Annotated in this window: 24 protein-coding genes and 2 pseudogenes; 14 read left to right on the forward strand and 12 right to left on the reverse strand. The window is 58.8% G+C overall.

Features of this window, described 5'->3' with window-relative positions; genetic code table 11:
* Window positions 1–38: 38 nt before the first annotated feature.
* Window positions 39–494: a thioesterase domain-containing protein gene (locus ACYZUD_RS22650; RefSeq protein ID WP_462020225.1), complete on the forward strand. Its 456-nt coding sequence runs from the start codon at window positions 39–41 to the stop codon at window positions 492–494.
* Window positions 495–595: 101 nt separating this feature from the next.
* Here ACYZUD_RS22650 and cysQ read toward each other — a convergent pair whose 3' ends face one another.
* Complete coding sequence (gene cysQ / locus ACYZUD_RS22655; protein WP_462020226.1) at window positions 596–1,423, reverse strand: 3'(2'),5'-bisphosphate nucleotidase CysQ; 828 nt, start codon at window positions 1,421–1,423, stop codon at window positions 596–598.
* Window positions 1,420–1,986 carry an ADP compounds hydrolase NudE gene (gene nudE / locus ACYZUD_RS22660; protein WP_462020227.1) on the reverse strand — a complete coding sequence of 189 codons (567 nt, stop codon included), beginning with the start codon at window positions 1,984–1,986 and terminating at the stop codon, window positions 1,420–1,422. The genes cysQ and nudE overlap by 4 nt, the downstream gene beginning before the upstream one ends.
* 90 nt (window positions 1,987–2,076) lie before the next feature.
* Between nudE and yrfG the strand changes: the two genes are divergently transcribed.
* A complete protein-coding gene (gene yrfG / locus ACYZUD_RS22665) occupies window positions 2,077–2,739 on the forward strand; it encodes a GMP/IMP nucleotidase (RefSeq protein WP_462020228.1) in 663 nt (220 codons plus the stop codon).
* A gap of 111 nt (window positions 2,740–2,850) precedes the next feature.
* On the opposite strand, the gene lysM is transcribed toward yrfG, so the two are convergent.
* Window positions 2,851–3,291 carry a peptidoglycan-binding protein LysM gene (gene lysM / locus ACYZUD_RS22670; RefSeq protein WP_046045516.1) on the reverse strand — a complete coding sequence of 147 codons (441 nt, stop codon included), beginning with the start codon at window positions 3,289–3,291 and terminating at the stop codon, window positions 2,851–2,853.
* Between the two features lie 136 nt (window positions 3,292–3,427).
* Between lysM and ACYZUD_RS22675 the strand changes: the two genes are divergently transcribed.
* From ACYZUD_RS22675 to ACYZUD_RS22690, 4 genes are all read left to right on the forward strand, one after another.
* Complete coding sequence (locus ACYZUD_RS22675; protein ID WP_462020229.1) at window positions 3,428–4,315, forward strand: LysR family transcriptional regulator; 888 nt, start codon at window positions 3,428–3,430, stop codon at window positions 4,313–4,315.
* Between the two features lie 94 nt (window positions 4,316–4,409).
* Entirely contained in the window at window positions 4,410–5,249 is an 840-nt protein-coding gene (gene fdhD / locus ACYZUD_RS22680) for a formate dehydrogenase accessory sulfurtransferase FdhD (RefSeq protein ID WP_462020230.1), read from the forward strand.
* Complete coding sequence (locus ACYZUD_RS22685; RefSeq protein ID WP_462020231.1) at window positions 5,246–7,594, forward strand: FdhF/YdeP family oxidoreductase; 2,349 nt, start codon at window positions 5,246–5,248, stop codon at window positions 7,592–7,594. The genes fdhD and ACYZUD_RS22685 overlap by 4 nt, the downstream gene beginning before the upstream one ends.
* Window positions 7,595–7,954: 360 nt before the next feature.
* On the forward strand, window positions 7,955–8,431 hold the full coding sequence (locus tag ACYZUD_RS22690) for a glycine zipper domain-containing protein (RefSeq protein ID WP_462020232.1): 477 nt from the start codon (window positions 7,955–7,957) through the stop codon (window positions 8,429–8,431).
* A gap of 67 nt (window positions 8,432–8,498) precedes the next feature.
* Here ACYZUD_RS22690 and ACYZUD_RS22695 read toward each other — a convergent pair whose 3' ends face one another.
* From ACYZUD_RS22695 to ACYZUD_RS22710, 4 genes are all read right to left on the reverse strand, one after another.
* On the reverse strand, window positions 8,499–8,930 hold the full coding sequence (locus ACYZUD_RS22695; protein WP_462020233.1) for an acyl-CoA thioesterase: 432 nt from the start codon (window positions 8,928–8,930) through the stop codon (window positions 8,499–8,501).
* A 165-nt stretch (window positions 8,931–9,095) separates the two neighbouring features.
* On the reverse strand, window positions 9,096–10,322 hold the full coding sequence (locus tag ACYZUD_RS22700) for a 3-hydroxyacyl-CoA dehydrogenase (RefSeq protein ID WP_462020234.1): 1,227 nt from the start codon (window positions 10,320–10,322) through the stop codon (window positions 9,096–9,098).
* A 227-nt stretch (window positions 10,323–10,549) separates the two neighbouring features.
* Window positions 10,550–12,478 carry a RecQ family ATP-dependent DNA helicase gene (locus tag ACYZUD_RS22705; RefSeq protein WP_462020235.1) on the reverse strand — a complete coding sequence of 643 codons (1,929 nt, stop codon included), beginning with the start codon at window positions 12,476–12,478 and terminating at the stop codon, window positions 10,550–10,552.
* A gap of 284 nt (window positions 12,479–12,762) precedes the next feature.
* Window positions 12,763–13,266 carry a polysaccharide deacetylase gene (locus ACYZUD_RS22710; protein ID WP_462020236.1) on the reverse strand — a complete coding sequence of 168 codons (504 nt, stop codon included), beginning with the start codon at window positions 13,264–13,266 and terminating at the stop codon, window positions 12,763–12,765.
* A gap of 310 nt (window positions 13,267–13,576) precedes the next feature.
* Here ACYZUD_RS22710 and ACYZUD_RS22715 point away from each other — a divergent pair, with 310 nt between their 5' ends.
* The 5 genes and pseudogenes from ACYZUD_RS22715 to ACYZUD_RS22735 all read left to right on the forward strand — a co-directional run bounded on the left by ACYZUD_RS22715 (window position 13,577) and on the right by ACYZUD_RS22735 (window position 17,573).
* A complete protein-coding gene (locus tag ACYZUD_RS22715; RefSeq protein WP_462020237.1) occupies window positions 13,577–13,840 on the forward strand; it encodes a hypothetical protein in 264 nt (87 codons plus the stop codon).
* A 101-nt stretch (window positions 13,841–13,941) separates the two neighbouring features.
* Window positions 13,942–15,069, forward strand: a complete 1,128-nt coding sequence (locus ACYZUD_RS22720) for a hypothetical protein (RefSeq protein ID WP_462020238.1) — start codon at window positions 13,942–13,944, stop codon at window positions 15,067–15,069.
* 316 nt (window positions 15,070–15,385) lie between these two features.
* A complete protein-coding gene (locus ACYZUD_RS22725; protein ID WP_462020239.1) occupies window positions 15,386–15,751 on the forward strand; it encodes a DUF1493 family protein in 366 nt (121 codons plus the stop codon).
* 49 nt (window positions 15,752–15,800) lie between these two features.
* A complete protein-coding gene (locus ACYZUD_RS22730) occupies window positions 15,801–16,295 on the forward strand; it encodes a helix-turn-helix domain-containing protein (RefSeq protein ID WP_462020240.1) in 495 nt (164 codons plus the stop codon).
* Window positions 16,292–17,573: pseudogene (locus tag ACYZUD_RS22735) on the forward strand (type II toxin-antitoxin system HipA family toxin). Before ACYZUD_RS22730 ends, ACYZUD_RS22735 begins: the two are co-directional and overlap by 4 nt.
* A 72-nt stretch (window positions 17,574–17,645) precedes the next feature.
* Here the strand turns inward: ACYZUD_RS22735 and ACYZUD_RS22740 are convergent.
* Together ACYZUD_RS22740 and hslO are read right to left on the reverse strand one after the other, a co-directional pair.
* Window positions 17,646–19,187, reverse strand: coding sequence for a phosphoenolpyruvate carboxykinase (locus ACYZUD_RS22740; protein WP_462020241.1), 1,542 nt, complete (start codon window positions 19,185–19,187; stop codon window positions 17,646–17,648).
* A 182-nt stretch (window positions 19,188–19,369) separates the two neighbouring features.
* Window positions 19,370–20,272: an Hsp33 family molecular chaperone HslO gene (hslO, locus tag ACYZUD_RS22745; RefSeq protein ID WP_462020242.1), complete on the reverse strand. Its 903-nt coding sequence runs from the start codon at window positions 20,270–20,272 to the stop codon at window positions 19,370–19,372.
* 101 nt (window positions 20,273–20,373) lie between these two features.
* Between hslO and ACYZUD_RS22750 the strand changes: the two are divergent.
* Window positions 20,374–20,568: pseudogene (locus ACYZUD_RS22750) on the forward strand (phosphatase PAP2 family protein); the annotation flags it as partial.
* A 194-nt stretch (window positions 20,569–20,762) separates the two neighbouring features.
* On the opposite strand, the gene ACYZUD_RS22755 reads toward ACYZUD_RS22750, so the two are convergent.
* Complete coding sequence (locus ACYZUD_RS22755; RefSeq protein ID WP_462020243.1) at window positions 20,763–21,170, reverse strand: RNA-binding S4 domain-containing protein; 408 nt, start codon at window positions 21,168–21,170, stop codon at window positions 20,763–20,765.
* Window positions 21,171–21,386: 216 nt separating this feature from the next.
* Between ACYZUD_RS22755 and rimB the strand changes: the two genes are divergently transcribed.
* A complete protein-coding gene (gene rimB / locus ACYZUD_RS22760; RefSeq protein ID WP_008149289.1) occupies window positions 21,387–21,866 on the forward strand; it encodes a retropepsin-like aspartic endopeptidase RimB in 480 nt (159 codons plus the stop codon).
* Window positions 21,863–22,768, forward strand: a complete 906-nt coding sequence (rimK, locus tag ACYZUD_RS22765) for a 30S ribosomal protein S6--L-glutamate ligase (protein ID WP_020795792.1) — start codon at window positions 21,863–21,865, stop codon at window positions 22,766–22,768. The genes rimB and rimK overlap by 4 nt, the downstream gene beginning before the upstream one ends.
* A 155-nt stretch (window positions 22,769–22,923) precedes the next feature.
* On the opposite strand, the gene ACYZUD_RS22770 is transcribed toward rimK, so the two are convergent.
* Both ACYZUD_RS22770 and ompR read right to left on the reverse strand, forming a co-directional pair.
* A complete protein-coding gene (locus tag ACYZUD_RS22770; protein WP_462020244.1) occupies window positions 22,924–24,237 on the reverse strand; it encodes an ATP-binding protein in 1,314 nt (437 codons plus the stop codon).
* Window positions 24,238–24,339: 102 nt separating this feature from the next.
* Window positions 24,340–25,080 carry an osmolarity response regulator transcription factor OmpR gene (ompR, locus tag ACYZUD_RS22775; protein ID WP_462020245.1) on the reverse strand — a complete coding sequence of 247 codons (741 nt, stop codon included), beginning with the start codon at window positions 25,078–25,080 and terminating at the stop codon, window positions 24,340–24,342.
* Between the last annotated feature and the right edge of the window lie 326 nt (window positions 25,081–25,406).

The raw sequence follows: 25,406 nt of genomic DNA on the forward strand, positions 1-25,406 counted from the left end.
TACCGTCAAATCATCATCTTCATACAAGAGCCCCCTGCATGAGCCGCGACAGTCGTCACCTGGAATCGATCCTCCATCACGACATTCCCCTGACGCGGGACATGGGCCTCAAAGTGCTCGACTGGCACGACCAGCAACTGCGCCTGCACTTGCCGCTGGAGGTCAACGTCAACCACAAAAGCACTATGTTCGGCGGCAGCCTGTATTGCGGCGCGGTACTGGCCGGTTGGGGCTGGCTGCATTTGCGTTTGCGTGAAGAAGGGATTGAGGACGGCCACATCGTGATTCAGGAAGGGAAGATCAGCTATCCACTGCCGGTGACCACCGATGCCACGGCGATTTGCCAAGCGCCGAGTGCGGCGGTGTGGAAGAAGTTTTTGGCGATGTATCAGCGCTATGGACGGGCGCGGTTGACGCTGCATTCAAGGATTGTGAATGCGGGGAGTGAGGAGGAGGCGGTGACGTTTACCGGGCAGTACGTTTTGCATCGGTAAGTAAAAGATCGCAGCCTCGTTTCACTCGACAGCTCCTACAGGGGGACGCGCGTTTCTCTGTAGGAGCTGTCGAGTGAAACGAGGCTGCGATCTATTGATCTTCAGGCCCGAGCCAATGCCAACAACTTATCCCGCCACGCCGCGTTAGCCGGCAGCGCCAGGAAAAACTCATTCAACAAAGAATCCCGCGCCGGATAGCAAAACGGCGCGCCGCTCAAATCCAGCACCTCGCCCCCCGCACCTTCGAGAACGCCCTGGGCTGCCGCCGTATCCCACTGCGAAGTCGGCGCCAGCCGCGGATAACAATCCGCCGCCCCTTCCGCCAGCAAGCAAAACTTCAACGAACTGCCAATATTGGCCAATTGCAGTTCACCCAGACTGTCACTCAACCCGGCCAGCAAGCGCTCCTGCTCGGGGCTCGAATGCCGCCGGCTGGCGACCACGGTAAAGGCCTCACCTGCGGCCGGCACGTTGCGAACCTGAATCGGCAACGGCTCGGCATCTTTGTCACCCCGCCAGGCGCCCAGTCCTGCACCACCGACATAGAAACGCCCGTTGGTCGGCATCGACACGACGCCAAACACCACCCGTCCCTGCTCGATCAGCGCAATGTTGACGGTAAATTCTTCACTACCGGAGATGAACTCCTTGGTCCCGTCCAGCGGGTCCACCAACCACCAGCGCTGCCATCCGGCGCGCACGCTCTGGGAAATGTTGGCGTCCTCTTCGGACAACACCGGGATGTCCGGATCCAGCGCTGTCAGCCCCGCCAGAATCAGGTGATGAGCGGCCAGGTCTGCTGCGGTGACCGGGGAATCGTCAGCCTTGGCGGTCACGGCGGTGCCGGTGCGCCAGAACGGCAAGATGACCTCACCAGCCTTCAATGCCAGTTCAACCACCGGCGCCATCAACGGATGAGGGAAATTCATGGCAGGAACACTCCGCGCTGAGTCAACAGATCACGGGCCAGGTACAGCGCTGCCAAGGCACGGCCCTCGGTGAATTTCGGATTCTGGGCCAAGGCTGACAGCTCACGCAGGTTGATCTTGTCCACGCCCATCGGCTCGGGCTCGTCGCCCTCAAGGCTCTCTTCGTACAAATCGGTGGCCAGCACCACCTGAATCTTCTGACTCATGTAACCGGGCGACAATGACAGCTCGGTCAAATGCTCCAGTTGTCGTGCGCCATACCCGGCCTCTTCCTTGAGCTCGCGCTCGGCCGCCGCCAACACGTCTTCGCCCGGCTCTATCAAGCCTTTGGGCAGTGACAGCTCGTATTCATCGGTGCCGCCGCAATATTCCTCCACCAACACCGCGTGGTCCGCATCGAGCATCGCCACGATCATCACCGCGCCATACCCGGCGCCCTTGCCGACCAGTCGCTCGTAAGTACGCTCCACGCCATTGGAAAAGCGCAGCTTCAGCTCTTCGACGCAGAACAAACGGCTGGTGGCGACGATCTCGCGAGCGAGGATGGTGGGTTTTTGGCGCATGAGCGGCTCCTTGGCGATAGCGGGTTACTATACCCGGCCTATCCTGATTGTTTACCTCGGATATCTTTTTTACCGCTGGAGAAGTTTTTTATGTCCCTGCTGCCCTGGCGCGACATCGACACCGTTCTGCTGGATATGGACGGCACGCTGCTGGACCTGCACTTCGACAACCATTTCTGGATGGAGCACCTGCCCCAGCGTTACGCCGAGTTGCACGGCGTGAGCCGGGCCATGGCCGAGATGGAGTTGCAGCCGCTGTTCGAACGCAATGCCGGCCAGTTGCAGTGGTACTGCCTGGACTTCTGGAGCGCCGAGCTGAAGCTGCCGGTGCGTGAACTGAAACTGGAAACCGCGCACCTGATCGCTTTGCGCCCGGATGCGGACACGTTCCTGGCGGCGATCAAGCAGGCCGGCAAGCGTGTGGTGCTGATCACCAATGCCCATCGTGATTCGCTGTCATTGAAGCTGGAAAGAGTCGAACTGGCACCGTACTTCGAGCGGTTGATCAGCTCGCATGATTACGGTTTTGCCAAGGAGAACCCGCAGTTCTGGGATGCGTTGCAAGCGGATATCGGGTTCGATCCGGCGCGCAGCCTGTTTATTGACGATACGTTGCCGATTTTGCGCAGTGCGCGCAGTTTTGGGGTGGCGCATCTGTTGGCCGTGAGCGAGCCGGACAGTCGCAAAGGGCCGAAGGACACGGCGGAGTTTGCGGCGGTGGGGGATTATCGGGAGCTCATTGCAGGGCTTTGATTCCATGTAGGAGCTGCCGCAGGCTGCGATCTTTTGATCTTCGCGGTATTGAAGCTGCCGAAGATCAAGATCAAAAGATCGCAGCCTGCGGCAGCTCCTACGGGCCTCACATTATTCGGGAATCCGCAACGACTGCCCCGGATAGATCTTGTTCACATCCTTGAGCATTGGCTTGTTGGCCTCGAAGATCTTTTGATACTTGTTGGCATCGCCATACACGCGCAAGGAAATCGCGCTGAGGGTGTCGCCCTTCACCACCGTGACAAACTTCGCTGCCACCACCACCGGCCCGGTCACCGTAATCTGGTCATCCACGCTTCCAACACCGGCGATATTACCCACGGCCAGCAGAATCTTTTCCTTCTCTTCCTGACTGCCGACTTCCCCGGTCACGATAACCTTGTCGCCATCCACCGTAGCCTGCACATTCGGGTTACCCAGGCCGACCTTGCTGATGTGTTCCTTCAACTGCTCGCTGGCATTGGCGTTGCCCGGCGTCAGCAGATCGATAAGTTTTTCGCCTGCTTCTTTCACAAAGCTAAAAATACTCATGGTGCACTCTCCTTGGGTTTTAGGTTCCAGACGCAAAAGCCTAGACCAAGGTTGCAAGACCTGGTTCCCACCCGACCAATGACGCAGGTTGCCCCTAGGCGCTAGAATCCCGACCTTCCCGCGCCCTGGAGCGAAGATGGACATCAAGCAACTCAAATTCCTCATCGCCCTCGACGAAACCCGGCATTTCGGCCAGGCCGCTGCGCGCTGTCATATCACCCAACCGACGCTGTCGATGCGCCTGCGCAGCCTCGAAGAAGAACTCGAATTGCCCTTGGTCAACCGTGGCCAACGCTTCGAAGGGTTCACCGCACCGGGCGAGCGTGTGCTGGCGTGGGCGCGCACCGTGCTGGCAGCCTACGATGGTTTGCAGGCCGAGGCCGCTGCCTGTCGCGGCAATCTGGTCGGTACGCTGCGCCTGGGCGTGGTGCCACTGTCGAGTTTCGACCCGCTGCCCCTGTTGCAGCGCCTGCACGGCGAACACCCGAACCTGCGCTTCGAGCTCTCGGCGCTGAGTTCCGAGCAGATCCTCGAACAACTGGCGAACAATCGTCTGGACCTGGGCGTGTCTTACCTGGATCGCCTGGACAGCGAGCGCTTCGACGCACTGTCATTCAGCGAAACCCACATGGGCCTGCTCTACGATCAGCGCTTCTTCAGTTTCGGCGAGGCGCCGTTGAGTTGGGAGTCGTTGATCAAGCTGCCGCTGGGCATGCTCACCAGCGGCATGCATTTTCGCCAGTCCATCGACCATAACTTTCACAGTCGCGGCCTGACGCCACAGCCGTTGCTGCAAACCGATGCGGTCCACCAACTGTTACAAGCTGTGCACGGTGGCCTGTGCTGCGCCGTGATGCCGTTGAACGGCGGCCTCGAAAACCTGACCGATCATTTGCGCCTGCACCCCATTGAAAACGCCCAGACCCTCGCCCGGCTGGGGCTGATCATGCGTCGCAGCGCGCCACGCTCGGCGCTGGCGGAAGCCTGTTTCGCGATCTATCAGAAATCGCTGCCGGGCTCTTGATCGACGGCATCTATCGGCAGATCAGTATTAGCGATTAGACGCGACAACTTGACGCGCCTAGGCTTAAAGCTGATCAAACCGTCGGTGATACCTGATGAACGCCAAGCGCCCTGCCTGCGCGGCGCCTGCCCTCGAAACGCCAGCGCCCGCTGCAAGCCAGACGTACAGTTACAGCAACCTCCAATACTCCGAATCGGACAACACCGCGCTGGCCGAGGAAGTCGCGTTGGCGATTGCCTACAACGGTATCAGTCAGGCTGTCATGCTGGTGACACCGACGGACCTGGAAGACTTCATCGTCGGTTTCAGCCTCGGCAGCGGCATCATCGAAGACGCCTCCGACATCTACGACTTGCAACTCAGCGGCTCGGGTTCGGCGCAGTACGCGCAAGTGACCATCGCCAACCGCGCCTTCTGGAACCTCAAGCAACAACGTCGGCAACTGGCCGGCACCAGCGGCTGCGGGCTCTGCGGCGTGGAAGCGGTCGAGCAGGCGTTGCCCGACCTCAAGGTTTTGCCCGGAGCACCACTGCCGCCCGCCGAATGGCTGGATGGCCTGCGCCAACGCATCGGCGCATTCCAACCTCTCGGCCAACATTCTGGTGCGGTGCACGCGGCGGTGTTTATGAACGGTCAGGGCGAATTGCTGCTGGGCCGTGAAGACATCGGCCGGCACAACGCCCTCGACAAACTGATCGGCGGCCTGATCCGACAAAAGATCCCCACCACCGGCGGCCTGGCGATTGTCACCAGCCGTTGCAGCCTCGAATTGATCCAGAAAGTTTTACGCGCCGGCATCCAGACCCTGGTCAGCCTGTCGGCGCCCACAGGCCTTGCCGTGCAATGGGCCCGTCGTCACAACCTAAACCTTATCCATCTGCCACAGAAGAATGCGCCGCGGGTCTACAGCCCAGCGTTGGAGAATCAAGCGTGAGTCAACATCAACAAGCCGACCAGAAACCCGTCCCTCGCTACAAGCCCTATAAAGGCGCTGCCGGTGGATGGGGCGCGCTGATCAGCGTTGCCCAGGCCTGGTTGACCAGCGACAACGCGCTGAAAAACCTGCGCATGATGCTCAAGACCAACCAGAACGGCGGCTTCGACTGCCCGGGTTGCGCCTGGGGCGACTCGCCTGAAAGCGGCATGGTGAAGTTCTGCGAGAACGGCGCCAAAGCCGTGAACTGGGAAGCGACCAAGCGCCGGGTCGACGGGGCGTTCTTCGCCAAGCACAGCGTCAGCTCGTTGCTGGAACAGAGTGATTACTGGCTCGAGTATCAGGGTCGCCTGACCGAGCCAATGAGCTACGACGCCGAGACCGATCGCTACAAACCGATCAGCTGGGAAGCGGCGTTCGCGCTCATCGGTAAACACTTGCAGGGCCTGTCGACCCCGGATCAGGCCGAGTTCTACACCTCGGGCCGCGCCAGCAACGAAGCGGCGTACCTGTATCAACTGTTCGTGCGCGCCTACGGCACCAACAACTTCCCCGACTGCTCGAACATGTGCCACGAGGCCAGCGGTGTGGCATTGGCGCAAAGTGTCGGCGTCGGCAAAGGTACCGTGATCTTCGACGACTTCGAACACGCCGATGCGATTTTCGTCTGGGGCCAGAACCCTGGCACCAACCACCCACGGATGCTCGAACCCCTGCGTGAAGCGGTGAAACGCGGCGCTCAGGTGGTGTCGATCAACCCGCTGAAAGAACGAGGTCTGGAACGCTTCCAGCACCCGCAAAACCCGATCGAAATGCTCACCAACGGCGACAAGCCGACCAACACCGCGTACTTCCGTCCGGCATTGGGCGGCGACATGGCGGTGCTGCGCGGCATGGCGAAGTTCCTGCTGCAATGGGAGCGCGACGCGCAGAAGGCGGGTGAGCCTGCCGTGTTCGACCACGACTTCCTCAATGAACACAGTGTCAACGTGCTGGAATACCTGGGCACCGTCGACGACACCTCGTGGGAGCAGATCGTCGAGCAGTCCGGCCTGACCCTGGTGGAAATCGAGCAAGCGGCGCGTATGTACGCCAAAAGCAAGAACGTCATCATGTGCTGGGCGATGGGCATCACCCAGCATCGCCATTCGGTGCCGACCATCCAGGAAATCGCCAACCTGATGCTGCTGCGCGGCAACATCGGCCGGCCGGGCGCTGGTCTGTGCCCGGTGCGTGGCCACAGTAACGTGCAGGGCGACCGGACCATGGGCATCAACGAGCGTCCGCCGGTGGCGTTCCTCGATTCCCTGGAGCGTCGTTTCCAGTTCAAGGTGCCGCGTGAAAACGGCCACAACGTGGTCGAGGCGATTCATGCCATGGCCGACGGGCGTGCGAAAGTGTTCATCGGCCTGGGTGGTAACTTTGCCCAAGCGACCCCGGACAGCACTCGCACCTTCCAGGCCCTGAGCAATTGCGACCTGACCGTGCAAATCAGCACCAAGCTCAACCGCAGCCATTTGGCTCACGGCAAGGAAGCACTGATCCTGCCGTGCCTGGGCCGTACCGACATCGATATCCAGACCGAAGGCGCCCAAGCGGTGACCGTCGAAGACTCGTTCAGCATGGTCCATGCCTCCAACGGCCAGTTGCAGCCACTGTCGAACCAGATGCGCTCGGAACCGTCGATCATCGCCGGCATCGCTGCCGCCACCCTGGGCAGCCGCCCGGTGGACTGGAACTGGCTGGTGGCCGACTACAGCCGCATCCGCGACCTGATTGCCGACACCATTCCAGGCTTCAAGGACTTCAACGAGAAGATCCGCAATCCGGGTGGTTTTTACCTCGGCAACAGCGCTGGCGCGCGACGCTGGAACACAGCGTCGGGGCGCGCCAATTTCCGCCCGAACATCCTGCCCAAAGACCTGGTGCATGAACGTACGCGCGCCACTGGCATTTTGCCGGACCTGATCATGCAATCCATGCGCTCCCACGATCAGTACAACACCACCATTTATGGCCTCGATGACCGCTATCGCGGGGTGAAAGGCCAGCGTGATGTGTTGTTCGTGAACGAAGCGGACATCATTCGCCTGGGGTTCAAACCGGGGCAGAAGGCAGACATCGTTTCGATCTGGGATGATGGCCGCGAGCGTCGGGTGAAGGGCTTCACGCTGCTGGCGTTTGATATTCCTGCGGGGCAAGCTGCTGCGTATTACCCGGAAGTGAATCCGCTGGTACCGCTGGAAAGCACTGGGGATGGCAGCCATACGCCGACGTCGAAGTTCGTGGCAATTCGGTTGGAAGCGACGAGTGAGTCCAGGTTGATTATGGCGAAGTCTGCTTAACGCTGCGTGTGGTCTGACGCCATCGCGAGCAGGCTCGCTCCCACATTTGATCTTCAGCGAACACAGCATTTGTGTTCTACCAAGATCCACTGTGGGAGCGAGCCTGCTCGCGATGGCGTCGGACACAGCAACTCATGTATCGGCACCCTGCGAACACTTTCCAATCGCCCACAAAAAAGGCCGTTTTTTCTCAAAAACGGCCTATCCGAAGTAGCTAAAGACCGGCGAAAAACACTTAAGTTCCGCCTAAAAAACAGTAACTTATAGAAATGTGTTGAAGTCGTGTTACTCGTCGGATTTCGATTGTCACGACCATGACACAGCCTCAGGATCGCGCCGTCATCCCCTTGAGGTTCCTCTATGAAGTTCTCCTCGATTCTCTTGTTGTCCCTTGGCCTGGTCAGTGGCATCGCTTCTGCCGGCGGCACCACCGAAGCAGGTGTGGGCGGCGCATTGGGCGGGGTTTTGGGCTCGGTCGTCGGTCAGTCATTAGGCGGCAATACAGGTTCAACCATTGGCGCGGCCCTGGGCGGCGCGGGTGGTAGCGCAGTCGGCGCAGACAAACGCAGCCGTGGCGAAGCCGCCATTGGCGGTGCGTTGGGCGCAGCAGGCGGTAACGTGGTCGGCCGCAGCATGGGCGGCACCACCGGCAGCCTGATCGGCTCCGCAGCAGGCGGCGGCGCCGGTGGCGCGCTGGGTAACTACATGGGCAACAAGAGCGATGACGACGACGATGATCGTCGTGGCCGTGGTGATCGCCGCTACTCCCGTGATGGTCACCATGATCGTGGCCACCACTACGGTCATCGCAAGCACAAACATCGCTATCGCGACTGAGGCTGAATCGCCTCGTTTACCGGTAGATCAAAAAGTCGCAGCCTACGGGCTGCGATTTTTTTGTCCGTCAAACCACCAAACGCTCCATTGCACCGCGTAGCCCGGCAGGAATCGCCACGGGCTGATTCGAGGCCCGATCCACAAACACATGCACGAAGCGCCCCGCCGCGCAGGCTTCGTCTTCACCAGCCTTGAACACCGCCAATTCGTATTGCACCGAGCTGTTGCCCAACTTGCCAACGCGCAAACCGATCTCGATCCGATCGGGGAAGGCGATGGACGCAAAGTAATCACAGGACGAACTCACCACAAAGCCCACCACCTCACCCTCATGGATATCCAGGCCGCCGACTTCGATCAGGTAGGTGTTCACTGCCGTATCGAAGAAACTGTAGTAAGTGACATTGTTGACGTGACCGTAGGCGTCGTTGTCGTGCCAGCGGGTGGTGATGGGTTGGAAGTGGGGGTAGTCGGTGCGTTGGGGCATCGGGTTGGACATCAGTGTCGGTTCCTGGAGTTGGATGGCCAGTTTAAGGCGAAAACCGCTTCGTACCCTTCGCGAGCAGGCTCGCTCCCACATTAAATCTCGGTCGAACGCGAAATAAGTGTTCGCCGAAGATCAACTGTGGGAGCGAGCCTGCTCGCGATGGCGTCCGTAAAGACGCTATAAATCAGCAAACCCTTTACCCTCCGCAGCCAATTCCCCAATCAACCGCGCCGGTTGCCAGTGATCACCCTGCTTGGTTTCCAGCTGCAACAACCGCTGATGAATATCCGCCAACCCTTGCTGATCCGCCCAAGCCATCGGCCCACCCTTGTCCGCCGGGAAGCCATAACCGTTGAGGTACACCAGATCGATGTCGTGCGCTGACCCGGCGATCCCTTCCTGAAGGATCTTCGCCCCTTCATTGACCAGTGCCAGCAAACAGCGCTCAAGAACCTCCTCGGGACTTATCTCACGACGCTGGAACCCCAATTCTTCGCTGACCTTCAGCACCAGCGCATCGACTTCAACATCGTGTTCAGCCTGGCGACTGCCCGGTTCATAGTGGTAATAACCATTGCCACTCTTCTGACCGAAACGACCCAATTCGCACAGACGATTGTCCACCTGAACTTCAGGCGCATCCTGCCCGTCGCCGGCCAACTGCCGGGCGCGCCACTCCAGATCGATGCCGACCACGTCGTACATGCGGAACGGCCCCATGGCGAAACCAAAACCTTGCAGTACTGCATCCACCTGATACGGATAAGCGCCCTCAAGCAGCATCTTGCGCGCTTCGAGCACGTAGGTATTGAGCATGCGATTGCCGATGAAACCGTCGCAATTGCCCGATACAACGCTGACCTTGCCCATGCGTTTGCCCAGTTCCTGCGCGGCATCAAGCACCGCCGGTGAAGTCTGCGCACCGCGAACGATTTCCAGCAGCTTCATGATGTGCGCAGGGCTGAAGAAGTGCAGGCCCAGGACCTGTTGCGGACGGCGAGTGGCTGCGGCAATGGCGTCGATATCCAGCGCCGACGTGTTGCTGGCCAAAATGGCTTCGGGTTTGAGCAACCCATCCAGTTCACGGAATATTCTCTGCTTGAGCTCGAGGTTTTCGTAAACCGCTTCAATGACCAGGTCAACCTCGCGGATCGCCGCGTAATCGGCCGCTGCCGTGACTTGTGCAATGTGCGCGTCCGCTTCAGCCTGATCGATCCGCCCCTGTCGCACGTTGTGCGCGTAGGTTTCAGCCACGGCGGCCAGTGCCTGCTCAAGCATCTGCGGATTGTTATCGACCCATTGCACCGGCACCCCGGCGTTGGCCAGGCACATGACAATGCCACGGCCCATGGTACCCGCTCCGATGACGGCTGCGCGCTGAATGTTGAACAGTGTCTGGCTCATAGTTGTTCTCTTGTTGGCGATCCAAAGACAGCCCTCACCATAGTCAGCCACCGGGCCTTTTTGAAATTTATTCCTGTGATGAGCGACATTCAGCGGATGGATGTGCCCCCGAGGCATCATCGACCCCTGTAGGAGCTGCCGAAGGCTGCGATCTTTTGATCTTGATCTTCGGCAGTTTCAATACCGCTAAAGATCAAAAGATCGCAGCCTTCGGCAGCTCCTACGGGTTAGAGGTATGACTGGGACCAGTCTCGCACTTCGCCATAGGGATATTCCTCCAGCGCCGCAAACCCCGGAATCGACCGCGCCTTGAGCTTGGTAAACAGCGGCACGCTGATCCCGCACAAAAACCGCGTCACACGCTCCGCCGAAGGAATGCTGCCGGTGTGATGCTCGTGCCTGTGGATAAAATCACCGCACAGCGCCTCGAAGTTTTTATCCACAAGCACCGGCAATTCCGGTGGCGCCGGCAGTCGCGCCACATCTCCGTGACACACCGAACAATGCCCGCATTGCTGCGGTGCGTTTTCGTCGCCGAAGTACTCGGCCAGGCGATAGCCCAGGCAATGGTCCGTAGCGAACAGGTCGAGCATGGCGTGAATCCGTGCGATCTCAGTGCGTTCATGCTGGGTGAAATAAGCGTGCAGTTCAGCACTCAAGGTCTGACTGTCGAAGTCCGTTTGCAGCAGGCTGTAGACCTCGGTCATCTGCTTGCTTTCAAGCTCGACCCAGCCTTTCTCCTGGAAATAATCCAGCGCCTTGACCACCCGGTTGCGCTCAGCCTGATGCTGCTCGTACAGCGCGTCGAAATTCACGGTGGCCCAGGTCCGCGCGCGCGTGGAGGTCTGGATGATTGCCGCGACGAAATCCTTGCGTTCACCCTCGAAGCGAGCCAGCAAAGCCTCCGGCTCCTGCAAATACTTGAAGCGGTATTCAGCGTAATAGGCGTAACGCGGGGCGATGATCCCGCGCAGCTCCAACTGCACCAGCAACGTCTTGAGCGGCAACTGGCGGATGTTGCTCTGATCTGCCAGTGGTCCTAGCAGAAACTCCCACTGCCCCTCGGGCGCGGCGGCTTGCAGTTCGTCGAGCACGCAGCGGATGCCGTCCAATTCCGGCGTGTCGCCGTACACAAAGTTTTCCAGCACATTGAGGCTATCGCGGTTGGCCAATACCAGGCAGTCCGACGGCTGCCCGTCACGCCCGGCGCGGCCGATTTCCTGACTGTAGTTTTCGATGGATTTGGGCAGGTCGAAATGCACCACGTTGCGGATGTCGCTCTTATCGATGCCCATGCCAAACGCGATGGTGGCGACGATGCAATTGGACTGCCCGCTCATGAAGCGTTTCTGGATGGCTTCCCGTTGTTCGTGAGGCAAACCGGCGTGATAGGCCTCGGCCTGAATGCCGTTGCGACCCAGGTGTTCGGCAATGTGCTCGGCGGTTTTCTGCAAGGTGACGTAGACGATGCTCGGTTGGCCGGGACGTTCGCTCATCCATTCAACAAGGCGTCGGCGCTTGTCCTGACCTCGGACTGGCTCCACCAGCAAGTTGAGATTCGGCCGGTAGAAACCGGTGGTCACCACGTCTTCGGGAGCGATGGCGAACTTGGCCTCCATGTCGGCGATCACCTTCGGCGTCGCAGTGGCGGTCAGCAGGAGCGCCTGAGGAATATTGAACTGACGCTGATAGTCGGGGAGCTTGAGGTAGTCGGGGCGGAAGTTGTGGCCCCACTCGGAAATGCAGTGTGCCTCGTCCACCACCAGCAACGAGATCGGCACCTGCTGCAGGAAATTGCGGAAGCGCTCGTTTTTCAGGCGCTCCACGGAAATCATCAAGATCTTCAATTCGCCGGACTTGGCGCGGGCCATCACGTCGCTGGCGTCATCGCGGCTCTGGGCCGAATCGATACTGCCTGCCGCAATGCCATGGCGCTGAAGGAACGCCAACTGATCCTGCATCAGCGCCAACAACGGCGAAACCACCAGCGTCAGATGCGGCAGCAACAACGCCGCCAATTGGTAACAAAGGGACTTGCCCGAGCCGGTGGGAAAAATCGCCGCCGCCGAGCGACCGGCCAACACCGCGCTGACCGCCGCCTCCTGACCGGGCCGAAACTGTGGATAACCGAAAACCTGTTCCAGGGTGTTGTGCATAAGCTGTCACTCCGTTGACCGCTGCGAAGCCCAAAGCCTAGCCGGCGATCGCAGCGAGTCGAGAAAAGGTCGGGGGCAAAAACGATACGGGATGATACAGCGGATGGCACGGGGTGATTGCAGGGCTTGAGGAGTGGGGCGGCTGTCAGATTGCTATCGCGAGCAGGCTCGCTCCCACAGTTGATCTTCAGTGAACGCAGATTTTGTGTACGGCCCGGCATCAGTGTGGGAGCGAGCCTGCTCGCGATGAGGCCAGCAAAAACACTGCAAAAACATCGGAAAATTCAGGGCACCATCACCGCCACCCGCAACTGCTCGTTCAACACCTGCTCATGAAACACCTGACTCTTGCTCGCCCACACCGCATGGGCCGGGCTGATTTCGCCGGTGAACGCCGCCGCCAACTGACGCAAATCAGCGACGCTTCGTACACGCGGGCAGAACGGTTCGCCGTCGCAATGCTGACTGGCGTTACGGTAAGTGGTCAGCAACCGATCCCACAGCCCGTCACGCACCTGTCGCACAGATTTGAGCTTCACCGCCTGCACACCCAGACGCTGTTTCAGACCCTGTTCGTCCAGCGCTTCACTGGCCAGCAGCGCCTTGCCGAACATCAGCACCTCGGCGCGGGAGGCGGTGTTCATGTTCGCCTGAGTGGTGAGGGCGTCCGGCCAACCGGTGCGGTCCATGTTGACCATTACCATCGAGTGACCCGCGTCGGCCGCGCCCGTCAAACGACAAACACCCGCCCACAACAACAAAACCGAGGCCATACGTAGCCACTGCATACCTAATTCCCTTTAAGTGCCTAACCAGGCATTTTCGAAATGCCCTACAGATTCTGGCGCGCACGATACAGAGGTTTACGGCGCTGCGCCTGACAAACCCGTAGGAAATTTCACCTATAAGGGTTTCGGTTAAAAAAACCTCGGGAAACGCGTAGGGCCAATGCCCGAAGACCAGTAAAACCCCTACAAACCCTGTCGATTGCGGCCGTATTGCCGCGCTGCGTCGCCACCTTCATAGTTTGTGGCGCGGCTGAAAACAGGGTGTCGACCTGCCGGCGAGACTGCCCGACTTCCTACAGGACTGAACTAAATGCAAGACCGCTATCGTCCACTCAAAACCAGCTACAGCGAAATACCCGTCCTCGTCATCGACACCGCGGCCAGCACCGGCGCCGTCCTCGACGCAGCGCACCAACGCCTGCGCGCAGCCAGCGATTTGCTCGAAACGCTTTATTGTCTGTGCTTCAAACAGGCCGATGTTAAAGACATTCCTCATATCGTGAATGCACTTTATTTATTAACGCAGGACGGTTGCGAGCTCTTAGAAGTTGCCAGACAAAAAATAGAACACTAAAACTTCAAACACACACTACAAACCCGGCAACAACTAACCACTTCATTATTTAAACTACTAAAACTAGTCTGCAGACTCTTAAATCAAACAAGAGTACAACAATGACTACATTAACTATTTTTTTTTGCGGCACCGGCTCGACCAAATTCGACAACCAAAATCCAACTTACTGGAGTGGTGAGTTGGTTTCGACGCTGGCCTCCCATCATACCGGCCGGGAGTTCGCAGAATGGATCGTGATCGATGGTCCGGGCACCAGCAACCTGCAAGCTGATGAACTGTTTACCCAATCCAAGGGCTACGGCCTCAGCGGAACGCTGTTCGGCAAGGGCTGGGAAGAGAACGTAAAGCACGCCATCAACATCATCAAAGGTCAGTGTGAATGGCAACGTGAAAAACTGACCGAAGCGGAATACAACCGCCTCAAGGCTGCAGGGATCCCAATCGAAGACGTGATCGTTGAAGGCTCTTGGCTATGGCGTAAATATAACTACGGCGACCGCAGCGTGACCCAACAGAAGCTGCAAGAACAAATCATCAAAACATTCCGCAAGGGCGGCATCCTTCCAACCAACGTCAACTTGGTGGGTTGGAGCCGAGGCGGTATTAGCTGCCATATGCTGGCCAATGCCATGTTCAAGGACAGCGCACTGAAGAACATCCCGGTGAATATCTTTGCGATTGATCCGGTGCCGGGCGTCGGTAACTTTCAGGAAGACAAAGTAAAACTGAATGCCAACGTAAAAGAATACGTCGGCTTCTACGCCCGAGACGAGCGCTCCAAAGGCTTCAGCTGCGTCATCCCGCAAACAGCCACGGGCACCCGAACCCACATTTATCCCATGCCCGGCCGCCATGGCACGCTGGTTGGCAACGCCGCAGCAGACGGTGTCAGCGGCCCTAAAGCGCTGGCCGAACCCGGCCTGATCGTCCGCCACCTTGCCGAAGTGTGCCTGAAGCGTTGGGGCGTGCCGCTGAACAAAACCCTCAACCTGACCCCTGCCGACCTGCGGAACCACCACAACACCATGGTCAGTGCCGCCGCGAAATACAAAGCGATGGAAAAGTGCTCGTACACCTACTTCACCGAGCTGGACCAAGGCGAGCGATACGTATCGCTGGGCAGCAATGGGGTCAAGTTCTCGGCAGTGAAAGGCACGATCTACGCGCCGGCGACTGGGTTGACCACTGGCCTGCTGGATGTTGCTTCGTATCAGCATATTCGTTGAATTGATGGGAACGGGGTTCGGCTAAGCTGATGGCGGAAAAACGCGAGAAATTGCGTCGCAGAAAATTCCTATAGAAGCGGTCTGACCAAGATTCATCCCGTTCCTACAAGCGGGGACTCTTTGTCGTCTATCGCCACCCGGCTGCTCACACCTATAGTCGGGTTGTCGCTGCTAATTCAGCGACTCGGGCTTGGTCACCCGACAAAGAGAGCGCACATTCCCAATTGATTAGAGTTCGCAGCATTGGCGGACGTCCCACTCGCCGCAAAATCAGACTTGATCCGCCTCATCGACATGCCCTAACGGAAGATGTGCCATGAACCTCGCCCCCAACTTCCCCGACGACCACGCCATGCACCTGCTTATGCAGTTACTGCACGAAGAACTCGGCCTGCCCCAACGCAAAACCATTAGCCTTACCACCTCGATCAACTTCGACCTGGGCTGCGATGGCGCCGACGCACGAAACCTGATGGAAGCACTGGAAGAACAATTCGCAATCGACTTCATCGACTACGAAGCCTATCGCTACTTTCAGCCGGAAGGATTTGATGTGTTTCTCAAGCGCCGGGCCAAGGGGCGTGGCGACAAAATCTCACTGACTATCGGCATGCTTTACAAGGCGATCAAATTGCAACGGTGGGATACGCAAACATTGGAAAGCCTGTCGCCGAACGCATAAGTGGCATTATTCTGGCAGTTTAGTGTGAAAAATGAAGGAATAATGGCACATGGCAAAGAAAACAGCGCCACTCCTGCCCTCAGCAGCCAAGCTGCTCTCCGAGTTTGGTGAGCGGCTGAAACTCGCTCGACTGCGTCGCAAACTGACAGCCAAACAAGTCGCCGAGAGGGCTGGCATGTCCCTGACAACGCTGCGCTCCCTAGAATCGGGTGGATCAGGAGTGACGATGGGCGCCTATTTATCAGTGATGCAGGTGTTGGGCCTGGAGAAAGACTTAAGCAAGCTCGCCGCAGTAGATGAACTGGGGCGCCAACTGCAAGACGCTCAATTAATCCCAGGAGCAAACCTGGCAGCCAATAAACGCCAACGAGTACGCAGCTTAACTGCTGCAAAGGTATCGCCACCTATTCGCGACAGAGAGACGAGGGCATCTGAAAGTCCCACCTCAAAATCGGACCTTTCCGCTGAATTCCCTTTGAACACTCATTCCCTATCCAGTTTGCTATCCAAGAAAAAACCTAAACCTACGACGGGTAAAAAATGACACGGATCGCGGTGTATGCCGATTGGGAATCCTTGAATGGCCCAAGGCGTCTTGGGTTCCTCCATGCCAGAAAGGCTCGCTCCAGCAACGTGTTCGAGTTTGAGTACGACGCCGTAGCACTGGCCGATCCCGAATTGAACTTCACATCGCTGGATCCGCGCATCGGGCTCTTCGAAGGCCGACAGTTTCCCGGTCAACATCAGACCCGGTTTGGTGTTTTTGCCGACTCTAGCCCAGACCGATGGGGCCAATTGCTAATGAAGCGGCGCCTGGAACGAGACATTCGTGAAGGACTAGCCCCTCAAGACACCAAACTGTACGAGTCGGATTTCCTTTTAGGCGTTCATGACCTCTATCGAGTCGGCGCAATCCGCTACAAGCTCAATGACGAAGGCAACTTTCTGGATGATCGCGATGGCTTGGTCGCCCCTCCTTTCGTCGAGTTACGCGCATTAGAGGAAGCAAGTCGGGCCTTGGAAAGCGATCCGGACAACACCTCTCCCGATGGGCGCGAATGGCTGAGAATGGCTGAGAATGCTAATAGCGCCCGGTGGCTCACTAGGTGGCGCCAGACCCAAGGCCAGCGTTGCTGACGAGCGTGGTCATTTGTGGATCGCCAAATTTCCGAGCACTTGCGATGACTATGACGTCGGCGGCTGGGAAATGGTGGTAAATGCCTTGGCAAATCATTGCGGTTTGCGGGTTGCAACCGGCACTGCACGCCGCTTCGCGAGCGATCATCACTGCTTCATGGTCAAGCGCTTCGACCGTACCGAACAGGGTGGCCGACTGCATTTTGCTTCGGCAATGACCATGACCGATCGTGTTGTCGGTGATGATGCATCGGTAGGTGCCAGCTACCTTGAATTAGCAGAAGTGCTCATGGAGCACGGCTCGGAAACCAACGCAGATCTTCGCGAGTTGTGGTCTCGGATCGTGTTCAACATCTTGGTCTCCAATACCGACGACCACATGCGCAACCATGGTTTTATCCTCGACCCCGGCCGGGGATGGCGCCTGTCTGATGCCTATGACATGAACCCGGTAGCACACGCCGATGGGTTGAAGCTCAACATCACAGATGCGGACAACGCTTTGGATCTTGAACTCGCTCGTGAAGTGGCCGAGTACTTTCGGGTAAGCCGTGCAGATGCGAACGAAATTATTGAGAGTTTCCAAGAAGCAGTCAGCCAATGGCCAATATTGGCAGGCGCGTTGGGGCTATCGAAACGTGAGCAAGACAACATGGCACCAGCGTTTCGTCATTCCGGCAATTGACCAGGGCACATTATTTGCGCCCACAAAAAAGCCGCCCCGAAGGGCGGCTTTCTCATTCCATCAAACCAACGCTTACAACTTCGGCCCAGCAGCCTTGATCGCGTCGCTCACGTCGAACTTCTTGAAGTTCTCAACAAACAACCCAGCCAACGCTTTAGCCGCTTCATCATAAGCAGCCTTATCAGCCCAGGTATTACGTGGGTTCAACAGACCAGTCTCAACGCCCGGCACAGCCAATGGCACGTCGAGGTTGATGGTGTCGAGGTGTTCGGTTTCAACACCGATCAACGCGCCGCTCTGGATCGCTGCGATCACGCCGCGAGTGGTCGGGATGTTGAAGCGTTTGCCGACGCCGTAGCCGCCGCCGCTCCAGCCGGTGTTGACCAGGTAGACCTTGGAGCCGAAGCCGCGGATGCGTTTGATCAGCAGTTCTGCGTATTCGCCGGCCGGACGCGGGAAGAACGGTGCGCCGAAGCAGGTGGAGAAGGTCGATTTGATGCCGCTGCCGGAACCCATTTCGGTCGAGCCCACCAGTGCGGTGTAGCCGGACAGGAAGTGGTAGGCCGCTTGTTCTTCGCTGAGGATCGAGACCGGTGGCAGGACGCCGGTCAGGTCGCAGGTCAGGAAGATCACGGCGTTTGGCTCGCCACCGAGGTTAAGCGGCGCGCGTTTTTCGATCAGTTCACGCGGGTAAGCGGCGCGGCTGTTCTGGGTCAGGCTGTCATCGGCGTAGTCGGCCTTTTTGTTGGCATCGAGTACGACGTTTTCTAACACTGCGCCATGTTGGATGGCTTTCCAGATGACCGGCTCGTTTTTCTCGGAGAGGTCGATGCACTTGGCATAGCAACCGCCTTCGATGTTGAACACCACGCCCACGCCCCAGCCGTGTTCGTCGTCGCCGATCAGGTAGCGGCTTTCGTCGGCGGACAGGGTGGTTTTACCGGTGCCGGACAGGCCGAAGAACAGGGTCACGTCGCCCTCTTCGCCCATGTTGGCAGCGCAGTGCATCGGCAGAACGTCGACCGCTGGCAGCAGGAAGTTCTGGACCGAGAACAGGGCTTTTTTCATTTCGCCGGCGTAACGCATGCCAGCAATCAGCACTTTCTTGGCCGCGAAGTTGATGATCACGGTGCCGTCGGAGTTGGTGCCATCACGCTCTGGCACGCATTCGAACTCAGGGGCGTTGAGGATCTGCCACTCGTCCTTGCCAGCCGGGTTGTACTGTTCAGGATTGATGAACAGGCAACGGCCAAACAGGTTGTGCCAGGCAGTCTGCGTGGTCATTTTGACCGGCAGGTAGTGCGCAGGATCGGAACCTACATGCACGTGGGAGACAAAGCGCTCGCGTTCGCCCAGATAGGCTTCAACGCGGTCCCACAGGGCATCGAACTTGTCGGCCGGGAACTTGCGGTTGATCGGGCCCCAGGCAATGGCTGCCTGAGTGGAAGGCTCTTCAACGATGAAACGATCGACTGGCGAGCGGCCGGTACGGTGACCGGTGCGAACCACCAGCGCGCCGGTATCGGCAAGCTCGCCTTCACCGCGACTCAGAGCTTCTTTTACCAGATCATTAACACTCAGATCGGTGTACACGGCGTTATTGGCTTGCGTCATGAGATTCCCCGTCGGCCAGTGGCCGAGTGTGCTCCAAACGTTTTGTAGTAGAAAGTCGTGCACTACTACCGCGACAAAAAGTGGGCCGGATTATGCCAGAAACGCCCAAAAATAGTAGGGCCCTCCCGTCGTAACGGCGTTATTCCGGCGTTAAGCAGTGAATTTACCTGCGCTGAACCGTTTTAGTGACGGGTATCTGACGGCGTCTCGACGCCCGCACCGGCGAATAATTGAGCGATATCGGCGGCGTCGAACAGGTAACGCTGGTTGCAGAACTGGCAGTCGATCTCGATGTTTCCACCGTGTTCGATGACCAGTGCCTGGGCATCTTCCAGACCCAAACTGACCAGAGCATTGGCAGAACGTTCGCGCGAGCAGCTGCAACGGAAGCGCAGTTTCTGCACATCGAACAACCGAACCTGCTCTTCGTGGTAGAGACGATGGAGCACGGTTTCGTTGTCCAGGCTCAGCAATTCATCGGCCGTCAGCGTGCCGCCCAGCGTGGTGATGTGCTGCCAGCTGTCGGCGCGTTCTTCTTCATCTTTCAGACGGTCGGCGGGCAATTGCTGCAGCAACAGCCCACGGGAACGACGGCCATCGGCGTACAGCCAGAACCGCGTGCCGACCTGCTGAGACATGACGAAGTAGTTAGTGAAGCACTCCGACAGGGTTTCGCCATCCAGGTCGACGATGCCCTGATAGCGCTGGCCTTGGGTCGGGTCGACGGTCAGCGCCAATACGCCGTTCGGCATCAGGTCGGCGAGGGTCGCGTCGGGGGCGATCTGGTCGGCCTCGTAACGGGCGAGGCCACGGATTTCACGCTCGCTCGAGCATTCGATCATCAACAGCGGCACCGGGCCGTCGGAGCGGGCCTGGAGAATCAGCAATCCATCGAACTTCAAGGTGCCGACCAGCAACGACGCCGCCGCCATCAGCTCGCCGAGCAGTTGTTTGACCGGCTCCGGATAGGCGTGTTTAGCGAGGACTTCGGCGTAGCTACGCTCCAACGAAACCAGCTCGCCGCGGGTGTCGCTGTCATCGAAGATGAAGCGTTGGGTGTAGTCGGTATCCGGTAGATCGGTCATAGGTCTGGGTATCTGAAGTAATGACAAAAGTTACAAGAGGTGAAATTTGCGCCTTTGCAGCACCGTGTTAGTGCGCGATGTTCGGCCAAGGCAGGCATTTTATGAACAATCCGGGCTTGTTCCAAGCAAAGTGGAACAAGCGCCGGTTTTTGCCCCTGGCGCAGCTGGCCTTCTGGTTATGGCCTACGGGTCAGATGCTGCGTGGGATTTTCGACGAGTGGCTTTTTCACCGAGTCAATTCGCTGCTGGCGACAAATCCGATATGGCTACACATCCGGGCGATTGCAAGTCTGCGGCAAACTGCCGGTGGTTTCGCGGATGAGTGTGGTGCGTGGCGCCTGATTTCGCGGGGCTGCCGGGCGAGTGCTGCGCACTCGATCGCGAGAAGGCTCGCTCCCACGGTTGACCGCGTACTAACCAACGACTCGGTCTAATGTGGGGGCGAGCCTGCTCGCGAAGGCGCCCTCTCTGTCACCACAGAAACACCGGCTTACTCGTCGTTGCTACTGCCACGAAACTTGAACAAATCCCGTCGCTGCTTCTTGCTCGGCTTGCCATCGGTGCTCACACCCAACGACCCGGCCTTGCGCATGGCCGCAGCCGCTTCGCGCTTGGCGATGCTGGCTTCGGTTTCGGCGTACAGCGTCTGAGCCTCCGGCGCACCACGGCGCACGATCGACAGCGCCTGGACCACTACCGTGCGCTCTTCGAAACCTGCGCGAATCTGAAACTCGTCGCCGACCCTCGGCTCCTTGCCCGGTTTGCAGCGCTCGCCCCGGCAATGCACCTTGCCACTCTCGATGGCCGCTTTGGCCAAGGCACGTGTTTTATAAAAACGCGCGGCCCACAACCACTTATCGAGACGGAGTTTGTCGTCCTCTTCGCTTTTTTGTGCCATGGAATGTCCTCATCCTGAAATATTGGTGAACTGTACTACCGTTTCTGTCGTGCCAAGAATTCCACCGTCTCGGATTACAATGCGCACATTCCAGACCCTCCCCAAAGGACTGGAAATCCGGGCCGTAGATATCTGTCGCCTTTTAACCATTATTCTGCGTGAATACCGCGAATCCGGCCGTGTTCGGCCCGAGCGGTTTCCGCCGGTTGAGTACCTTTGAAGACATTTGACCATTTGACCGTTGTCGGTCTGCGCGAGTGGGTGGCGCTCCCGGATTTGGGAGTCGCCGGCCTTCGGGCAAAAATCGACACCGGCGCCAGCACCTCCAGCCTGCATGCCACCGACATCGAGCCATTCGAACGCGACGGGGAACAGTGGGTGCGCTTCACTGCGCACCTGGGCACGGTGGTGCAACTGCGCCACCGGCGCTGCGAAGCTCCGCTGGTGACGATGAAAACCATCAAAAGCTCTAACGGCCACGCGCAGATGCGCTACGTGGTCAGCACCACCCTGGCCCTCGGTGATCGGGTCTGGCGGGTCGAGTTCACCCTCGCCTGCCGCAAGTCCATGCGTTATCGCCTGTTACTCGGTTCCAAAGCCCTGATCGATGGCCAACTGGTGGTCAATCCGGGCATTAAATATGTACAAGACAAGCCGGTGTTCCCGGTATCTACCTCCTCCACAGGTGTTGCATGAAGATCGCTGTGCTGTCGCGGAACCCGCGTCTGTATTCCACCCGTCGCCTGGTCGAAGCCGGTACCGAACGCGGCCATGAAATGGTGGTGGTCGATACCCTGCGCGCCTACATGAACATTGCCAGTCACAAACCGCAGATCCACTACCGCGGCAAACCGCTGGAGGGTTTCGATGCGGTGATCCCGCGGATCGGTGCGTCGGTGACGTTTTATGGCTGCGCGGTGTTGCGTCAGTTCGAAATGATGGGGGTGTTTCCGCTCAACGAATCGGTGGCCATCGCCCGTTCGCGGGACAAACTGCGGTCGCTGCAATTGCTGTCACGCCGCGGGATCGGATTGCCGGTCACCGGCTTTGCCCACTCCCCGGATGACATTCCCGATTTGATCGAGATGGTCAACGGCGCGCCGTTGGTGATCAAGGTACTGGAAGGTACCCAGGGCATTGGCGTGGTGTTGTGTGAAACGGCGACGGCGGCGGAGTCGGTGATCGAGGCGTTCATGGGCCTCAAGCAGAACATCATGGTTCAGGAGTACATCAAGGAAGCCGGGGGTGCGGACATTCGTTGCTTTGTGGTCGGCGACAAGGTGATCGCGGCAATGAAGCGCCAGGCCAAGCCTGGGGAGTTTCGTTCCAACCTGCATCGGGGGGGCAGCGCCAGTCTGATCAAGATCACGCCGGAAGAACGCATGACGGCGTTGCGTGCGGCGAAGGTGATGGGACTGGCGGTGGCCGGCGTGGATATCCTGCGTTCCAATCACGGGCCGTTGGTGATGGAAGTGAATTCATCGCCGGGGCTGGAGGGGATCGAAACCACCACGAGCAAGAACGTGGCGGGGATCATCATTGAGCATCTGGAGAAGAATGGTGGGCCGAATATGACGCGCACCAAAGGCAAGGGCTGATCCTGATCGTTCGGTAGCAGTGATGCCGCCTTCGCGAGCAGGCTCGCTCCCACAGTTGATCTGCGGTGGACGAAAATTTCACATCCGACGCAAACTCATGTGGGAGCGAGCCTGCTCGCGAAGAGGCCGTCTGCCACCACAAAGTGGTTAGCCTTTTAAACCGCGTCTCGAGGCAGCATCAGCCCCAACGGCAACCGGACCCGCGCTTCCAGTCCACCCCCGGAACGGTTACGCAGCTCAACATTGCCACCATGCATCGAAGCAATCCGCTTCACAATCGCCAACCCCAAACCGGTCCCTTTACCGCCACGTGCACGATCACCGCGAGTGAACGGGTTGAAGATCGCCTCCAGCTCCGACGGATCAATCCCCGCCCCACGGTCCATGACACTCAGCACCACATACGGCGCGCTCACATCCCCGGACACATAGGCCGCCACTTCGACGCCGCTGCCGGCATGATGCAATGCGTTGCCGATCAGGTTGTTCAGCAACCGTTTCATCGATACCCGCCGCAACGGGAATGGCTGAATCGGCTCCAGACGCAGACGCACTTTTTCTTCGTTCTGGTTATACGGCGCGGCGACTTCGCGCACCAGGTCAGTCAAGTCCACTTCTTCCACCGACTCGTCGCGGCCGTCGCGGATGAACGCCAGGAACTGGTCAAGAATCGCGTCCATGTCTTCGATGTCGCGGACCATGTCGTCCGTCAGGTCACTGTGATCGCCCATCAGCTCCAGAGACAGCCGCAAACGGGTCAGCGGCGTACGAAGGTCGTGCGACACCCCGGCCAGCATCAACTCACGCTCACGGCCGGCCTGTTCGACGTCTTCAGCCATCTGGTTGAAGGCGCGGTAAACCTCGGTCATCTCACTGGGCGTGTCGCTGATCGGCAGGCGCACGCTGCGGCCCTGACCGAGTTGCCGCGCGGCATACACCAGACGTTTCAGTGGTTGATTGAGCTGGCTGACGAAGATCCACGCCGAGGCGGTGGACAACAAGCCGATAGCGAGGAACCAGCCCAGCACGTTCCAGATTTTCTGACCGCGCAATGGATGCGGGTACAGCGGCACCTTCAGCCACCCATCGCCCAGGCTGGGCGCCCGGACCCACAGCGCCGGCGGCGAGTGCATGCGTAATCGCACCTCGGTGTCGGCACCCAACTCAGCCTGCATCTGACGCTGATAGATTTCGCTGTAAGGCCAGTGCTGTTCGCCTTCCGGCACACCCGCGCCCACCACCCGGATCAGGGTGGCGGCTTCGGCGATCTTGTCGCGATTGTTTTCATCGGCCGCCCAATAGGCGCGAAGCGTCAGGGCGACGCCGTGGCTGTATTGGCGGTCCACCAGCACGTCTTCGTTCATCAACAGATAAACCAGGGTCAGCGCCTTGGAGAACAGGACGACGATCAGCACCAGCCACAGGGTGCGGGAGAAAAAGCTCTGGGGGAACCACACGGGGGTTTTCATGAATAACCGCTACACACTTGCAGGAGCGAGCGATGCTCGCATATTGCGGATCGCGAGTCTGCGGACAACATCATCCGCACACCCGCTCCTACAAATCGCCGATCACTTGGTGGCGGCGCCATCCGGAACGAACACGTAGCCCACGCCCCAGACGGTCTGGATGTAACGCGGCTTGGATGGATCGGGTTCGATCATCCGGCGCAGACGGGAAATCTGCACGTCGATGGAACGCTCCAAAGCATCCCATTCGCGACCACGGGCCAGGTTCATCAGTTTGTCGCGGGTCAGTGGCTGACGGGCGTTCATGACCAAGGCCTTAAGCACCGCAAACTCACCGGTGGTGAGCATGTGCACTTCGTCGCCGCGCTTCAGTTCGCGGGTGGCCAGGGACAGTTCGTAGTCACCGAAGGTCACGCTTTCGTCTTCGCTGCCCGGCGCGCCTGGCACCGGAGCGGACTGACGACGCAGGACCGCCTTGACGCGAGCCATCAGCTCGTCCGGGTTGAACGGCTTGGCCAGGTAATCGTCGGCGCCCAGTTCAAGGCCCTTGATACGGCTCAGCTCGTCGCCCTTGGCGGTGAGCATGATGATCGGAATCTGATTGTCCGCGCCGCGCAGACGGCGGCAGGCGGTCAAGCCGTCTTCGCCAGGCAGCATCAGGTCGAGGACGACCAGGTTGAACACTTCACGCGCCAGCAGGCGGTCCATTTGTTCCGTGTTCGGGACGGCGCGGGCGCGGTAGCCCTTGCTGACGAAAAAGCGTTCCAGCAGGCTGCTGAGCCCCGGATCGTCGTCAACAATAAGAATTTTTTCGCCTTCAGCAATGTTTGCAGTGCTGCTCATTGGATGCTCCTTTGATCTCGGCGCGCATTATGGCGTAGCTGCCGTTATACGCACCGTGTGCATTGTTAGCAGATTTTTCCTTCACCGCCAGAAATCCGGGCATTGTGCCTACAACCTGCGATGCCCCCGAATGACAGAACGCTGGTTATAATGCGCGGCCTTTTGTGTCAGGCAACGTCTGATCATTACTGCGGTAGCCGCTTTTTATTTTCAAGGCGCCGGCAGTAATTGTTCGATTTCACGGGTCAACGGGATGCCTGTTGATCCAGGTAGCGGCGCAGGCCAGGCCGCTCAACCAGACTCGCCGAGCCTTTATCCCTGCGCCC

Source organism: Pseudomonas sp. XS1P51 (assembly GCF_054897845.1).

What these genes read in the sequence shown, in the direction of transcription:
- ACYZUD_RS22650 (WP_462020225.1), top strand. Translation starts at nt 39, where the DNA reads ATGAGCCGCGACAGTCGTCACCTGGAATCGATCCTCCATCACGACATT.
- cysQ (WP_462020226.1), bottom strand. Translation starts at nt 1,423, where the DNA reads ATGAATTTCCCTCATCCGTTGATGGCGCCGGTGGTTGAACTGGCATTG.
- nudE (WP_462020227.1), bottom strand. Translation starts at nt 1,986, where the DNA reads ATGCGCCAAAAACCCACCATCCTCGCTCGCGAGATCGTCGCCACCAGC.
- yrfG (WP_462020228.1), top strand. Translation starts at nt 2,077, where the DNA reads ATGTCCCTGCTGCCCTGGCGCGACATCGACACCGTTCTGCTGGATATG.
- lysM (WP_046045516.1), bottom strand. Translation starts at nt 3,291, where the DNA reads ATGAGTATTTTTAGCTTTGTGAAAGAAGCAGGCGAAAAACTTATCGAT.
- ACYZUD_RS22675 (WP_462020229.1), top strand. Translation starts at nt 3,428, where the DNA reads ATGGACATCAAGCAACTCAAATTCCTCATCGCCCTCGACGAAACCCGG.
- fdhD (WP_462020230.1), top strand. Translation starts at nt 4,410, where the DNA reads ATGAACGCCAAGCGCCCTGCCTGCGCGGCGCCTGCCCTCGAAACGCCA.
- ACYZUD_RS22690 (WP_462020232.1), top strand. Translation starts at nt 7,955, where the DNA reads ATGAAGTTCTCCTCGATTCTCTTGTTGTCCCTTGGCCTGGTCAGTGGC.
- ACYZUD_RS22695 (WP_462020233.1), bottom strand. Translation starts at nt 8,930, where the DNA reads ATGTCCAACCCGATGCCCCAACGCACCGACTACCCCCACTTCCAACCC.
- ACYZUD_RS22700 (WP_462020234.1), bottom strand. Translation starts at nt 10,322, where the DNA reads ATGAGCCAGACACTGTTCAACATTCAGCGCGCAGCCGTCATCGGAGCG.
- ACYZUD_RS22705 (WP_462020235.1), bottom strand. Translation starts at nt 12,478, where the DNA reads ATGCACAACACCCTGGAACAGGTTTTCGGTTATCCACAGTTTCGGCCC.
- ACYZUD_RS22710 (WP_462020236.1), bottom strand. Translation starts at nt 13,266, where the DNA reads ATGCAGTGGCTACGTATGGCCTCGGTTTTGTTGTTGTGGGCGGGTGTT.
- ACYZUD_RS22715 (WP_462020237.1), top strand. Translation starts at nt 13,577, where the DNA reads ATGCAAGACCGCTATCGTCCACTCAAAACCAGCTACAGCGAAATACCC.
- ACYZUD_RS22720 (WP_462020238.1), top strand. Translation starts at nt 13,942, where the DNA reads ATGACTACATTAACTATTTTTTTTTGCGGCACCGGCTCGACCAAATTC.
- ACYZUD_RS22725 (WP_462020239.1), top strand. Translation starts at nt 15,386, where the DNA reads ATGAACCTCGCCCCCAACTTCCCCGACGACCACGCCATGCACCTGCTT.
- ACYZUD_RS22730 (WP_462020240.1), top strand. Translation starts at nt 15,801, where the DNA reads ATGGCAAAGAAAACAGCGCCACTCCTGCCCTCAGCAGCCAAGCTGCTC.
- ACYZUD_RS22740 (WP_462020241.1), bottom strand. Translation starts at nt 19,187, where the DNA reads ATGACGCAAGCCAATAACGCCGTGTACACCGATCTGAGTGTTAATGAT.
- hslO (WP_462020242.1), bottom strand. Translation starts at nt 20,272, where the DNA reads ATGACCGATCTACCGGATACCGACTACACCCAACGCTTCATCTTCGAT.
- ACYZUD_RS22755 (WP_462020243.1), bottom strand. Translation starts at nt 21,170, where the DNA reads ATGGCACAAAAAAGCGAAGAGGACGACAAACTCCGTCTCGATAAGTGG.
- rimK (WP_020795792.1), top strand. Translation starts at nt 21,863, where the DNA reads ATGAAGATCGCTGTGCTGTCGCGGAACCCGCGTCTGTATTCCACCCGT.
- ACYZUD_RS22770 (WP_462020244.1), bottom strand. Translation starts at nt 24,237, where the DNA reads ATGAAAACCCCCGTGTGGTTCCCCCAGAGCTTTTTCTCCCGCACCCTG.
- ompR (WP_462020245.1), bottom strand. Translation starts at nt 25,080, where the DNA reads ATGAGCAGCACTGCAAACATTGCTGAAGGCGAAAAAATTCTTATTGTT.